Genomic DNA, 13,070 nt, shown 5'->3' on the forward strand with positions numbered 1-13,070 from the left:
CCGGGCCGCCGTGCTCCGGCCCCCCGCCGGAACACGGCCCGTGGTGCGGCCCTCAGTAGCGGTCGGACGTGTGCGCTCCGGTCCCGGTGCCGCCCGCGCGCGGGGGCGTCGTGTGGTCCCGGTTCTTGTTCTTGCGCGGTATCAGGCCGGTGAGCCCGAGCAGTCCGAGCAGGCCCCACAGCCCCCAGCCGCCACTGCTGCCGTCGTCGTCGTTGTCGTCGGCCGCCTGCGGGGCCGTGGCTGCGGCCGGCTGCTGTTGCTGCACGGCCACGGTTTCGGACCGCGGCGCCGACTCCGCCGCCACGGCCGCGGGGGCCAGGGGCGCGAGGAGCAGGGTGGCGGTGATGCCGAGAGTCGCTGCTGTGTGACGCATGGCTCGGTCCTTTCGGGACGGGTCGGCCACGCTGTCGCGCGACCATGCATCCCGGTACCCCTTAAGGCCCCGATAAAGAGCTTTTCATCATATTTCAGAAGAAACGGGCGTTTCCCGTGAAACCTGGCCGTCGCGTGGAACCGTGGGGCCCGCCGTGCGACACCGCGTGCGACATCGCGAGAAGATCCGCAGCACGAAGGGCCCGGTCCAGTGGACCGGGCCCTTCGGCATCTGCGGTAGCGGAGGGATTTGAACCCTCGGTGACTTGCGCCACACTCGCTTTCGAGGCGAGCTCCTTCGGCCGCTCGGACACGCTACCGAGAGAGACCTTACAGCACAGTGCGGCGTGGTTTGAAATCCGTATCGGCGGCCCGTCAGCGGTCGTCAGCCGCGGTCGATCGCGGTCGATTGCGGAAGAAATCCGTGAGCAACGCGGCGCAGTCGTCGGCGAGCACGCCCTCGATCACCTCGGGACGGTGGTTGAGGCGGCGGTCGCGCAGGACGTCCCACAGTGATCCCGCCGCGCCCGCCTTCTCGTCGCGGGCGCCGTAGACGACCCGGTCGACACGGGACTGCACCAGGGCGCCCGCGCACATCGTGCACGGCTCCAGGGTGACGACCAGCGTGCAGCCGGTCAGCCGCCATTCGCCGAGCTCCGCGGCGGCCCGGCGGACGGCGAGGACTTCGGCGTGGGCGGTGGGATCGCCGCCGGCCTCGCGTTCGTTGTGCCCGGCGGCGAGCACCGTGCGGCCGTCCGGCGCCAGGACCACGGCGCCCACGGGTACGTCCCCGCCCGACGCGGCCCGCCCGGCCTCGGCCAGGGCGAGCCGCATCGAGGCCCGCCACGGGTCGCGCACCGGGTCGGGCACCGCCTGGTCGAGCCCACTTCCGGGCCCGTCCCCGGAGCTCTCTTCGGGCTTCTCTCGGGGCTTCTTCCCGGGTTCCTCGTCGGCCGGCGCGGTCAGCGGACGGTCTCCAGGACCTCGGAGGCGCCCAGGGCCTCGGCGATCTCGCCGACCGCGTCCCCGGACATGGAGCGCAGTTCCTTCTCGCTCACGCCGAGGTCGTCGAGGACCTCCGGGTCACCGACCGGCCCGTGCGGCACGGCATCGCCCGAACCGGCGGACGCGGCACCGCCGTCGGCGCCGTCCTCGTCCTCGTCGTCGGACTCCCCGTCCTCGGTGCCGTCGAGGTCGAGGGCGTCGAGGTCGTCGCCGTCGTCACCGGGGTCCCGGCCGAGCAGTTCGTCGGTGAGCAGGATCTCGCCGTAGCTGCTGCGGGCGGCCGCGGCGGCGTCCGAGACGTAGATGCGGGGGTCCTCCTCGCCGTCCACCCGGACGACTCCGAACCACGCGTCCTCCTGCTCGATCAGTACGAGCACCGTGTCCTCGTCGGGAGAGGCCTCCCGGGCCAGGTCGGCCAAGTCCGACAGGGTCTCCACATCGTCGAGCTCTGTGTCGCTCGCTTCCCACCCGTCTTCGGTGCGCGCGAGCAGTGCGGCGAAGTACACCGTGACTCTCCCACTGATAGGCGTGCCGGTTGGGAATCCCCCCGGCGGAGGCTACGGGCGGGGGAGCGGTGCTCCGAGCCCCACCCACTCGGAATCGTGGCAGAAACAAGGCGCTCAGGGGACGTCTTCGACGCCCTGTGTCCGGCAGTTTCCAGCGGCGTCCCGGAACCGCACACCCGGACAGCCGCCCAGCAGCGCTCTCGTCGCCGCCACGAGCGGATCGTACGTGGATTCTCGCGGTGCCCGCGTACGTCCGTCACGACCAACGTCGGCGCGGCGCGCGATCTTCCCCGGCCGGGTCAGAAAGCCGCCGGACGTCCCCGAGCGCCTCCCGGTGCCTGCGATGCCTCTGATGCCTCCGACGTCATCGACGCCTCCGACGTCACCAGCGGAAGGTGCGCATGCGCATCGCGTGCCGCAGCCGGGCGACCTTGACGCGGCGCGGCTGGACACGGTCCCGCAGCTCCCGCGCCTCCGCCAGGTCCCGCAGGAACTGGGCCCGCCGCCGACGCCGCTCGCCCTCCGGGTCGGTACTGCGCACCGGGTTCGCCTCCGGGGCCTGGTCGGCGCTGTGCGCTGGGTCCGTGCTGCGCCTCGGGGCGGCGTTCCGTTCCGAGGCGGCCGGTCCCGGGGCTGTGCCGCGGCCCGGGGCTGTGCCGTCTCCCGGGCCGGTGGCCCGGCCGGGGGCGGTGGCCGGCTCGGGTGCGGTGGGCCGCCCCGGCTGCACGGTGGGCCCCGGGGCCGTTCGCCCGGTGGGCCGCTGGTCCGTGCGGCGTTCGGGATCGGGGGGCCGTTGCCGCCGAGGGGCCGGTCCCGGCTCCGTGGCGCGGGTCGGCTCGGCCGGGCCGCGGCCCGGCCGGGTGCCGCGTCCCGCCCCTCGTCGTGCCGCCGTCCCCTTCGCAGGGGACGGCGTTTTGTGGAAGTTCCGGTCAGGCACAGTCTCACCACCCAGGGTTCCGTCCCTCCCGCCTTCCCCCGGTCGGGCGGTTTGACGCCCGCGGACGAGTGGTGGCCCCGCGTGGAGCTTGCCCGCCGCGGCGACGCCGCTCCCAAGAGGCCCGGTTACTGTGGGGGACATGCGTCTCCACGTCGTCGACCACCCCCTGGTCGCCCACAAGCTCACCACGCTGCGCGACCAGCGCACCGACTCCGCGACCTTCCGCCGTCTCGCCGACGAGCTGGTCACCCTGCTCGCCTACGAGGCCACGCGCGACGTGCGCACCGAGCAGGTCGACATCCGGACCCCGGTCTCGCAGACCACCGGTGTCAAGCTCTCCCACCCGCGCCCGCTGGTGGTGCCGATCCTGCGGGCCGGTCTCGGCATGCTCGACGGCATGGTCCGGCTGCTGCCGACCGCCGAGGTGGGGTTCCTCGGCATGATCCGCAACGAGGAGACGCTCCAGGCGTCCACGTACGCGACCCGCATGCCGGAGGACCTCTCCGGCCGCCAGGTGTACGTGCTGGACCCGATGCTGGCCACGGGCGGCACCCTGGTCGCCTCGATCCGGGAGCTGATCAAGCGCGGCGCCGACGACGTGACCGCCGTGGTGCTGCTCGCCGCGCCCGAGGGCGTCGAACTCATGGAGCGCGAGCTGGCCGGCACGCCGGTGACGGTCGTGACGGCCTCGGTCGACGAGCGGCTGAACGAGCAGGGCTACATCGTCCCCGGCCTCGGCGACGCGGGCGACCGGATGTACGGAGCGGCCGAGTAGGACGCCGTAGCGCCGCTCAGCAGCTCTTCTTCTCGGCGGAGGGCGTCGGCCGCGGCGCCGCCGTCAGCTTCGCCAGCGCCGTGTCGACGGCCGCCGGGTCGGCCAGCGCCTTGTAGCCGTTGCCGATGATCAGGTCGACGTCGGCGCCCTTGCGCTCCGTGTCGGCTCGGTGCTCGGCGCCGGGGAGCTGGGTGCCGAGCAGGGTGAGCGACGTCTTCTGGGAGGCGGCCGGGCCGAGCAGCAGGCCCGCGCCGTCGACCTTCTTGTCGTACTCCTTGGGCGCGTTGCCCACGTCGCCGACGCGGAAGCCGCGCTTCTTCAGCTCGTCGGCGGTCTTCTGCGCCAGGCCGCTGCGGGTCGTGGCGTTGAGCACGTTGACGGTGACCTGACCCGGCTTGGGCAGCTTCGCGGCGGCGGGCGGGGCGCTCGCCTTCGGGGAGGCGGTGGCGCAGCCCGCGGCACCGGCCGCGGAGGCCTTGTCACCGCCGGTGAAGACGTCGACGAGCTGCAGCGTGCCCCAGCCGAGCACTCCGAGGACCGTGACGCAGGCGACGGCGACGAACGCGAGCCGTCCGCGGCGCCGGGCCGGGCGCATCCGCGGGTACTTGTCCCCCGTGATCTTGTACTGGCCACCCATGCCGGGAGGAGTCAGCATGCTCATGGCCGCAGCGTAGTGCGCCGGAGCGACGATGCCTATTAGATGATCAGTCGACGTTCCGCGGTTCGGGGCAAGGCAACCCGAAAGGGTCAGTGGAAGCGCCGGAGGAGGCTCCCGGAGGAGGTCCGCGGAGAGGGCCCCGGAGGAGAACCGGAGGGGTGGACCCGCGGTCCGCTCAGTAGTCGAGTTCGAGGACCCGCGCGTGCAGCACCTGGCGCTGCTGGAGCGCCGCCCGCACCGCGCGGTGCAGTCCGTCCTCCAGGTACAGGTCGCCCTGCCACTTCACGACGTGAGCGAAGAGGTCGCCGTAGAAGGTGGAGTCCTCGGCCAGGAGGGTTTCCAGGTCGAGCTGGCCCTTGGTCGTCACGAGCTGATCGAGGCGGACCGGGCGCGGAGCGACGTCCGCCCACTGCCGGGTGCTTTCCCGGCCGTGGTCGGGGTACGGCCGGCCGTTTCCGATGCGCTTGAAGATCACACGGAAAGCCTACCGGCCCCGGCGATGCGGGCGCAGCCATGGCGGCCGAGTACGGCGCGGGAAATGACGCCGTAAAGGGGACCAAACGGGAAGGTGGACAGGGCACCGGTCGGGGCGCGTCGACGACGGCGGGGCGCGTCGACGACGGCGGAGGCGGCCGGTGCCGTCTCCGCCGTCCATCCGTGGGGTCAGCCGCGCCTTCCGTCCCGCGAGGGCGGCCGGCCCTCGGCGGAGACCTGCGGCTGGGCCTGGGCCTGGGCCTGGGCCTGAGCCCCGGTCTGGGTCTGGGGCTGCGGTCGCGGCTGGGGTTGGGGTTCGGGCCGGGGGTGGCGGCGGGCCGCCTCGGCGCGCAGCAGGGCGCGCAGGACGGCGTAGGGGTCGTGGGGGCCGTGGGGCATGGCGGTGCCTCGTTCCTGATCTCCGGGGTGTTCCTGGGCGAGGGGGACGGGACCGTCCCTCAGCAGCGCAGGACCACGGAGCGCAGAGCGCGCGGACAGCCCGGGGGCCGGGTCGGAACAAGGGGGGCCAGGACAGGATCGGAGCCCGGGCGGCGCCCGGCCCGCGGCCCCGGGGCCGGGCGCGCCGCGGCGGCCCGCCGGGCGCCGCGTACGAGTGCGGGCCGGATGGTGTCGAGGTGGTCGTACTCGGCGGCCGACACCGCGGCGGCGGGCGCCGCCTGGGCCGTCGCGGGCGTGCAGGGCACGAGCAGGGCGAGCAGCAGCACCAGGACCCGCAGCCACCCGGCGCGCGCGGCGCGGACGGTGGTGGTGGCGTGCGGTGCGGGGCTCACGCCTGTCGTTTTCCCGCCGGGCGTACGCCGCCCACCGCGCGGGGTGCCAGAACCGCTCGCTCGGCGTAGCGCCCGCCGCGCTACTCGCCGGAGGCCTTCTTCGCCTTGGCCGCCGCCTTCATCTCCTGCTTGTGGGCCCGCACCTTCGTCAGGGACTCCGGCCCGGTGATGTCCGCGACGGAGCGGAAGGAGTCGGGCTCGCCGTAGGCACCCGCCGCCTCGCGCCAGCCCTCGGGGCGGACGCCGAGCTGCTTGCCGAGCAGGGCGAGGAAGATCTGCGCCTTCTGCTTGCCGAAGCCCGGCAGCTCCTGGAGCCGCCTCAGCAGCTCCGTGCCGCGCTCGACGCCCCGCCAGACGCCCTCGGCGTCACCGTCGTACGTGTCGACGAGGTACCGGCACAGCTGCTGGACGCGGCCCGCCATCGAACCGGGGTAGCGGTGCACGGCCGGCTTCTCGGAGAGCAGTGCCGCGAAGCCCTCGGGGTCGTACGCCGCGATGTCGTGCGCGTCCAGGTCCTCCGCGCCCATGCGCCGCGCGATGGTGGACGGCCCCTTGAACGCCCACTCCATGGGCACTTGCTGGTCGAGCAGCATGCCGACCAGCGCGGCGAGCGGACTGCGGCCGAGGAGTTCGTCGGCCTCGGGGTCCTGGGCGAGGTGCAGTGTGACGTCCATGCCCCCGATGATCGCGCGTGCGCGCTCAGGACGCGCGCCAGTACCCCAGTGCGTTCACCCGCTGCTTCGGAACGCCCAGCTCCTTGCGGGCGTACGAGGCCAGCGCCCGGGTGGTGGCCGTGTCGCAGGCGATCCAGACGTACGGCTCGGTGGTGGCCCGCAGCAGGTCAGGCAGCGCTTCCTTCACCTGTGCGACGAGGTGCCGGCCCCCGTCGCGCCGCGGTACCGCCCGCACCTCGTGCCGCTCGGGATCGGTGCGGAAGGGCAGCCCGTCGTCGGTGCCGCCCTCGAACCAGATCGTCGCGGGCACCGGCCCCAGCGCGTCGAGGAGGGAGTTGAGGGCGGGCAGGGACGCCGGGTCCGCGACCGCGAAGAGGCGCGAGGGCGCGGGCTCGGGGATGTCGAAGCGGGTGCCCTGGACCGTCGCCTCGATCGTGTCCCCCGGCCCCGCCGCCCGCGCCCAGTCGCTCGCGCACCCCTCGTGCAGTGCGAACTCCATGCTGAAGGTGCCCGCCGCGGGGTCCGGGTCGACGAGTGTGTACCCCCGCTGGTGCGGCTTCCCGGCGTTCTCGAACCACAGCCGCACCCACATCGTCGGGTGGACCCCGGTCGCCGCCAGCATGCCGCCGTCGGTCAGGCGCAGCCGCCGGAACCCCGGGGCCACGTCCTGCGCGTCCGTCACCGTGAACTCGTAGTCCTTGGCCCGCATCAGCTTGAGGACCGCGCCCTCCCAACCCCGCCCCTGAGCCATCGTTTCCTCACCCTTCGCGTACTGTTCGGGCATCACGTGCAGTAACTTAGGTGAGCCTAACCTAAAGGAAAGTGGAGGCACAGGGGTGAGCGCCGAGACCTACCGCGACGCCTGGGGGATCCCGCACCTGCGCGCCGACAGCCTGGACGAACTGGCCGGCGCACAGGGCCGGGTGACCGCCCGTGACCGCGCCTGGCAGCTGGAGACCGAGCGGCACCGCGCCCAGGGCACGTCCGCCGCCTTCCTCGGCCCCGAGGCCCTCTCCTGGGACCGCCTCGCCCGCCGGGCCCGCCTCGCGGACACCGCCCGCCGCTGCTTCATTGCGCTGGAGGAGAAGGACCCGGAGACGGCCGCCTGGGTACGGGCGTACGTGCACGGCGTGAACGAGGGCCTGGCCCTCCACCGTGGCGACTCGCGCCGTGGGGACGGTTCTGGGCGTGGGAACGATCCCGGTGGTGGGGACGGCCCCGGTCGTGGTGGCCACCCCGGTGATCGGGACGGCTCTCACCCCCGGGACGGCTCCCCCCGCCGGGACGACCCCCGCCGCCCGCCCGCCCCCGAGTTCGCCCGGGCCGCGCTCGCCCCCGGCCGCTGGGAGCCCTGGACGCCGCTCGCCGTCTGGCTGGCGACGCACATCCTGTTCGCCGGGTTTCCCGCCAAGCTGTGGCGCGAGCACATCACCGCCCGCCTCGGCCCCGACGCCGTCGCCCTCTTCGCCGCCGACGGCCCCGGCACCACCGGCAGCAACGGCTGGCTGCTGAGCGGCGAGCGCACCACGACCGGGCACGCGCTCATCGCGGGCGACCCGCACCGCTGGATCGAGGACCCCGGCGTCTATCAGCAGGTCCACCTGTCCTGCCCGGAGTTCGACGTGGTCGGCCTGGCCGTGCCCGGCGTCCCCGGCGTCGCCCACTTCGGCCACACCGGCACGGTCGCCTGGGCCATCACCAACGCCATGTCCGACTACCAGGACCTCTACCACGAGCGCCTGCGCCGCACCGGCGCCGGCGTCGAGGCGCTCGGCCCCGACGGCACCTGGCGGCGCGCCGCCCGCCACACGGAGACGATCCGCGTCGCCGGGGAGGGCACGGTCGAGGTGGAGGTCATCGAGACCGACCGGGGCCCGGTGGTCGCCGGCGGCCCCGAGGGGCTGGACGACGGCACTCCGGCCGCACTCAGCCTGCGCTACCCGCCCCGCGTCACCTCCGACCTCGGCTTCGGCGCCCTGCTGCCGCTGCTCCGCGCCCGCACGGTCGCCGACGTGGACCGCGCCCTGGACGCGTGGGCCGAGCCGGTCAACGTCGTGCAGGCCGCCGACACCGGGGGCGGTCTGCTGCACCGGGTCGCGGGGCGCGTGCCCGTCCGGGCCGAGGCCAACGGCCTGCGTCCGGTGCCCGCCTGGGAACCCGGCCACGAGTGGACCGGCTGGCACACTCCGCCCCGCGCCGGTCTCGCCGACGGCGCCGCCGTCATGGCCAACCAGCGCGGCCTCGCCACCCCGCTCGGCGTCGAGTTCGCCGCCCCGCACCGCGCCGACCGCATCGCCGCCCTGCTCGCCGGCAGGCGCCGCTGGTCGGCGGCCGACCTGTCCGCGATCCACACCGACACCCACCTCGGTTCGGCCGGCCCGCTCCTGGACCGCCTGACCGCCCTCACCGGCCTGGGCCCCGAGGCCACCGACCTGCGCGACCGCGTCCTCGCCTGGGACCGGCGCATGGACGCCCGCAGCACCGGCGCCGCGGCGTACGCGGCCGTGCGCGCGGCGGTCGTACGGCGGCTGGCGGCGCACCCGGTGCTCGCGCCCGCCTCCGTCGCGCCGGCGTACCCCGAGGTGCTGCAGCCGTGGCTCGCGCTGGTGCCGCGCGTCGCGTACGCCCTCGAACACCTCCTGCGCGCGGACGACCTCTACGGCATCGACCGCGCCGCCGTCGTCCGCGCGGCGCTGGAAGAGGTCGCCGCACGTCCGCCCGCCGGCCCGTGGGGCGACACCCACCGCCTGACCCCCTGGCGCGCCCTGCCCGATCCCGCCGCCCCCGCGGACGCGCCCGCCCTCTCCGGCGACCACGACTGCGTGCTGTGCACGTCCTCCGTGCCCGGCCTCACCGACCGTGCCGCGCGCGGCCCCGCCGCCCGCTACGTCTGGGACCTGGCCGACCGCGGCAACAGCCGCTGGGTCGTGCCCCACGGAGCCTCCGGCACGCCCGGCTCGCCCCACCACCGCGACCAGCAGCCGCTGTGGCTCGCGGGGGAACTCGTCCCGGTGATCACCGACTTCGACCGGCTCACCCACACCTGCACCCACACGCACACCCACACGTCCACGGAAGAGACCGATGCCTGACCCGCACCCGTCCCCCTACGCCTCCCGCACCCCCGTCCACGTGCAGGAACTCGACGGCTTCGGCACCGTCCGGATCCTCCCCCTCGACGCCGCCGCGGACGCCGCCGTGCTGCACGGCTGGGTCAGCGGGGAACGCGCCGCCTTCTGGGGCATGAACGGCCTGACGCGCGACCAGGTCGCGCAGGTCTACGCCCACATGGCCGGCCTCGACACCCACCACGCCCACCTGGTGGTCGAGGACGGCGAACCGGTCGCCCTGCTCCAGACGTACGACCCCGGGGCCGACCGGGTGAGCGAGTGCTACGACGCCGAACCGGGCGACATCGGCGTCCACCTGCTCCTCGCCCCCGCCGGGCCGCGGGGCCCGCGTCCCGGCTGGACCGCCGCGCTGACGGGCGCCCTCCTGGCGTACGTCCTGCTGGGCCTGGGCCGGACGCGGATCGTGGTCGACCCCGACGTCGCCAACGAGAAGGCGATCGCCCGCTTCCTCCGACAGGGCTTCACCCCCGGGCCCGCGGTCGTGCTGCCCGAGGTCGACCTGCCGGACGTGCACCTGCCGGAGAAGAAGGCGCAACTCGCCTTCCTCCGCCGCGAGGTAGCGTTCCCCGGGTGACGCACCCGCCGACCGCCGAGGACCTGATCGCGCACTACGCCCTGGAGCCGATCCCGCGCGAGGGCGGCCTCTTCCGGCGTACCTGGGCCGGACCCGACGGCCCGGACGGACGCCCGGCCGGCTCCGCCATGGTGGCCCTGCTCACCGCCCGTCCGGACGACTTCTCCGCCCTGCACCGCCTGCCCACCGACGAGGTCTGGCACTTCTACCTCGGCGATCCGCTGGAACTGCTGCTCCTGGGGCCCGACGGCGACGCCCGTACGGCCGTCCTGGGACCGGACGTCCTGGGCGGACAGCACGTGCAGTTCACGGTCCCCGCCCGGACCTGGATGGGCGGCAGGGTCGCGGCGGGCGGCGCGTGGTCGCTCTTCGGCTGCACGATGGCGCCCGGATTCACCTTCGGGGACTACGAGCACGGCGACGCGAACGACCTGACGGCGCGCTACCCGGCCGAGGCGGGCCGGATCGTGCCACTGTGCCGCCCATGAGCGCGCCCGCACCCCTCCTCGACGGCCAGACCGCCCTGGTGACGGGCGCGGGCGGCGGCATCGGCCGGGGGATCGCGCTGCGGTTCGCCCAGGAGGGCGCGGCGGTCGCGGTGCACTGCCGTACGTCGGTGGAGTCGGCGCGCGCCGTGGCGGAACGCATCCGCGACCACGGTGGACGCGCCACGGTCCTGCGCGCCGACCTCGCCGCCGAGGACGGCTGCCGGCGGGTGGTCGAGGAAGCCGCCGACTGGGGCGGCGGACGGCTCACGGCGCTCGTCAACAACGCGGGTGTGCAGCCGTTGCGGGAACTGCCCGGCATGACGGCCGCCGAGTGGCGGGCGGTGGTGGACACCAACCTCACCGCCGTCTTCGCCTGCACGCAGGCCGCCGCCGAGGTCATGCGGTCCCAGGACGGCGGCGGCACGGTCACCCACATCGCCTCCATCGAGGCGGGCGCGCCCGCTCCGGCCCACGCGCACTACAGCGCCTCGAAGGCGGCGGTGGTGATGCACGCCCGCTCGGCGGCCCTGGAGTACGGCCCGTGGGGGATCAGGGTCAACTCCGTCTCGCCCGGCCTCGTCGACCGGGAAGGACTCGACGCGGCCTGGCCGGAGGGCGTACGGCGGTGGCGAGGGGCGGCGCCCCTGGGACGGCTCGGCCGCCCGGAGGACGTGGGCGACGCGTGCGTGTTCCTCGCGTCCCGGCTGGCGTCCTGGATCACCGGTCACGACCTGGTGGTGGACGGCGGGGTGACGGCACGCCCGTCGTGGTGAGGAACCGCCGGGCACCTCGGTGAGCGGGGCGGGCTCCGCGTCCGTACGTACCTGCGAGGCAGTGGGTCCCGACGACGGAGATGCGACGTGAGACGTGCCGGTGTGCGCTCTGCAGCCCGACGGGGAGTGCGGCGGCTGGTGCCGCTGGGCGCCCTGCTGGTCCTGCTCCTGCTCGGCGGCGCCGGACCGGCCTCCGCGCACGCCGCCCTCGACTCCACCGACCCCGAGGACGGCGCCGTCCTGCGGCGGGCCCCCGGCCACGTCACCCTGGCCTTCAGTGAGTCCGTCGGCCTGCGCGACGACTCCTTCCGCGTCCTGGACCCGGGCGGCCACCGCGTCCACACCGGTGACACCGGGCACGCGGACGGCCGCTCCGAGACCGCACGCGTCGCGCTGCCGGGCGGGCTCGGCGAGGGCACGTACACCGTGGCCTGGCGGGTGGTCTCGGCCGACAGCCACCCCGTCTCCGGCGCCTTCACCTTCTCGGTCGGCAAGCCCTCGTCGACGGTCGCGTCCGTCGACACCGGCCCCACCGAGGACCCGCTCACCACCAACCTGCACAGGATCGCGCGCTACCTCTCCTACCTCGCCGCCGCCCTGCTCATCGGCACGGCCGCGTTCGTCGCCCTGTGCCGCCCGCCGGACGCCGCTCCGCTGCGCCGCCCGCTGGTGGCGGGCTGGTGGACGCTGCTGGGCGCCACGGTCGCCCTGCTGGTGCTGCGCGCCCCGTACGAGGCGGGCACGGGGCCGTCCGGGGCCCTGGACCCCGACGCGCTCGGCGACACCCTCACCGCGCGCCCGGGCGTGCTGCTGCTGATCCGGCTGGCCCTGCTGGGCCCGGCCGCGCTGTTCCTGGCCCACATGTTCCGTACGCCTGTTGGGGACCGGCACCCGCGGCCCGGCCCCCTCGCCGCCACGGCGGGCGGCGCGCTGGCCGTCGCCCTCGCCCTGACCTGGGCCGCCTCCGAGCACGCCTCCGCCGGTATCCAGGTGCCGGCCGCGATGACGTCGTCCACCCTGCACCTGCTCGCCACCGCGCTCTGGCTCGGCGGACTCACCGCCCTGCTCCTCACCCTGCGCTCCGCCGGGGACACCGCCACGGTCGCCCGCTTCTCCCGCGTCGCCCTCGCCTCCGTGACCGTCCTGGCGGTCACCGGCGTCTACCAGTCCTGGCGCGGCCTCGGCTCCTGGCAGGCGCTCACGGGGACGACGTACGGCAGGCTGCTGCTGGCCAAGGTGGTCCTGGTGGCCGTACTGCTGGCCGCGGCGGCGGTGTCCCGCAGGTGGACGGCGGCGCTGGCGGCGACGGCCGCCGCGCAGGAGCCCGCGCGCGAGCGCGTCCCGCAACCGGCGGGCGGCCCTCCCGCGCCGGAGCCCCCGACCGCGCCCGCGGACACGGGCGGTGCCGCGCCGGCGACAGCCGCCCTCCGCCGCGGCCTGCGCCGTTCCGTCCTCGCCGAGGCGGTCGTCGCCGCGGTCGTCCTGGCCGTCACGACCGTGCTGACCGGCACGCAGCCCGGCCGGGCGGTCGACGAGGCCGCGCGCACCGTGCCCGCGGGCGGCGTGCTGCCCGCGTCGGTCACCACGATCCCCTTCGAGATCGGCACCGCCGGCCGCGGCACGGTCCAGATCACCCTGGACCCCGGCCGCACCGGCGACAACGCGGTCCAGGCCGTCGTCTTCGGCCCCGACGGCAGCCTGGCCGCCGTACCCGAGCTGCGCCTCTCCTTCACCCTCCCCGACCAGCACGTCGGCCCCATCGACGCGGAGCTGGTCGACCGGGGCGGCTACTGGAGCGCCAACACCGTCACGCTGCCCCTGCCGGGCACCTGGACCATGAAGACGACGGTCCGGGTGTCGGAGATCGACCAGGTGAGCGAGGTCCGGCGGATACGGGTGGAGCGCTAGGGTC

The 13,070-nt window shown here is 75.0% G+C and carries 16 protein-coding genes and 1 tRNA gene; 6 read left to right on the forward strand and 11 right to left on the reverse strand.

The genetic code is table 11. The features are described from left to right. Positions 1–52: 52 nt before the first annotated feature. The 5 genes from IG94_RS0117240 to IG94_RS42885 all read right to left on the reverse strand — a co-directional run bounded on the left by IG94_RS0117240 (position 53) and on the right by IG94_RS42885 (position 2,424). Positions 53–373 carry a WGxxGxxG family protein gene (locus tag IG94_RS0117240; protein WP_031036916.1) on the reverse strand — a complete coding sequence of 107 codons (321 nt, stop codon included), beginning with the start codon at positions 371–373 and terminating at the stop codon, positions 53–55. 234 nt (positions 374–607) lie between these two features. After that, a tRNA-Ser gene (locus tag IG94_RS0117245) sits at positions 608–692 on the reverse strand. A 55-nt stretch (positions 693–747) separates the two neighbouring features. Then, a complete protein-coding gene (gene tadA / locus IG94_RS0117250) occupies positions 748–1,206 on the reverse strand; it encodes a tRNA adenosine(34) deaminase TadA (protein ID WP_031036919.1) in 459 nt (152 codons plus the stop codon). Between the two features lie 128 nt (positions 1,207–1,334). Further along, the gene (locus IG94_RS0117255) at positions 1,335–1,883 is read right to left on the reverse strand and encodes a tRNA adenosine deaminase-associated protein (RefSeq protein WP_031036923.1); all 549 of its coding nucleotides are present in this window, start codon (positions 1,881–1,883) and stop codon (positions 1,335–1,337) included. A 382-nt stretch (positions 1,884–2,265) separates the two neighbouring features. Continuing rightward, positions 2,266–2,424, reverse strand: coding sequence for a DUF4461 domain-containing protein (locus IG94_RS42885; protein WP_164711399.1), 159 nt, complete (start codon positions 2,422–2,424; stop codon positions 2,266–2,268). A 535-nt stretch (positions 2,425–2,959) separates the two neighbouring features. On the opposite strand from IG94_RS42885, the gene upp reads away from it, so the two are divergent. After that, positions 2,960–3,595 (forward strand): uracil phosphoribosyltransferase, encoded by a 636-nt coding sequence (gene upp / locus IG94_RS0117265; protein ID WP_031036926.1) that lies wholly within the window; start codon positions 2,960–2,962, stop codon positions 3,593–3,595. Between the two features lie 16 nt (positions 3,596–3,611). Here the strand turns inward: upp and IG94_RS0117270 are convergent, their stop codons facing one another. The 6 genes from IG94_RS0117270 to IG94_RS0117295 all read right to left on the reverse strand — a co-directional run bounded on the left by IG94_RS0117270 (position 3,612) and on the right by IG94_RS0117295 (position 6,943). Next, on the reverse strand, positions 3,612–4,232 hold the full coding sequence (locus IG94_RS0117270) for a LytR C-terminal domain-containing protein (RefSeq protein ID WP_031036929.1): 621 nt from the start codon (positions 4,230–4,232) through the stop codon (positions 3,612–3,614). Positions 4,233–4,428: 196 nt separating this feature from the next. Next, positions 4,429–4,728: a type II toxin-antitoxin system VapB family antitoxin gene (locus IG94_RS0117275; protein ID WP_031036932.1), complete on the reverse strand. Its 300-nt coding sequence runs from the start codon at positions 4,726–4,728 to the stop codon at positions 4,429–4,431. A 188-nt stretch (positions 4,729–4,916) separates the two neighbouring features. Continuing rightward, complete coding sequence (locus IG94_RS0117280) at positions 4,917–5,126, reverse strand: hypothetical protein (protein ID WP_031036936.1); 210 nt, start codon at positions 5,124–5,126, stop codon at positions 4,917–4,919. A gap of 59 nt (positions 5,127–5,185) precedes the next feature. Continuing rightward, entirely contained in the window at positions 5,186–5,518 is a 333-nt protein-coding gene (locus IG94_RS0117285) for a hypothetical protein (RefSeq protein WP_052410719.1), read from the reverse strand. An 80-nt stretch (positions 5,519–5,598) separates the two neighbouring features. After that, complete coding sequence (locus IG94_RS0117290; RefSeq protein WP_031036944.1) at positions 5,599–6,192, reverse strand: HhH-GPD-type base excision DNA repair protein; 594 nt, start codon at positions 6,190–6,192, stop codon at positions 5,599–5,601. 25 nt (positions 6,193–6,217) lie between these two features. Beyond that, on the reverse strand, positions 6,218–6,943 hold the full coding sequence (locus IG94_RS0117295; RefSeq protein ID WP_031036948.1) for a siderophore-interacting protein: 726 nt from the start codon (positions 6,941–6,943) through the stop codon (positions 6,218–6,220). An 85-nt stretch (positions 6,944–7,028) separates the two neighbouring features. Here IG94_RS0117295 and IG94_RS0117300 point away from each other — a divergent pair, with 85 nt between their 5' ends. From IG94_RS0117300 to IG94_RS0117320, 5 genes are all read left to right on the forward strand, one after another. After that, entirely contained in the window at positions 7,029–9,284 is a 2,256-nt protein-coding gene (locus IG94_RS0117300; protein ID WP_043483818.1) for a penicillin acylase family protein, read from the forward strand. Then, positions 9,277–9,897 (forward strand): GNAT family N-acetyltransferase, encoded by a 621-nt coding sequence (locus tag IG94_RS0117305; protein ID WP_031036954.1) that lies wholly within the window; start codon positions 9,277–9,279, stop codon positions 9,895–9,897. The genes IG94_RS0117300 and IG94_RS0117305 overlap by 8 nt, the downstream gene beginning before the upstream one ends. Next, entirely contained in the window at positions 9,894–10,385 is a 492-nt protein-coding gene (locus IG94_RS0117310; RefSeq protein WP_031036958.1) for a cupin domain-containing protein, read from the forward strand. Before IG94_RS0117305 ends, IG94_RS0117310 begins: the two co-directional genes overlap by 4 nt. Further along, a complete protein-coding gene (locus tag IG94_RS0117315; protein ID WP_031036961.1) occupies positions 10,382–11,158 on the forward strand; it encodes an SDR family NAD(P)-dependent oxidoreductase in 777 nt (258 codons plus the stop codon). Before IG94_RS0117310 ends, IG94_RS0117315 begins: the two co-directional genes overlap by 4 nt. Before the next feature lie 138 nt (positions 11,159–11,296). Beyond that, positions 11,297–13,066: a copper resistance CopC/CopD family protein gene (locus tag IG94_RS0117320; protein WP_031036964.1), complete on the forward strand. Its 1,770-nt coding sequence runs from the start codon at positions 11,297–11,299 to the stop codon at positions 13,064–13,066. Positions 13,067–13,070: the final 4 nt, after the last annotated feature.

The sequence above is a fragment of the Streptomyces olivaceus genome, from assembly GCF_000721235.1.
GTDB classification, from domain to species: Bacteria; Actinomycetota; Actinomycetes; order Streptomycetales; family Streptomycetaceae; genus Streptomyces; species Streptomyces olivaceus.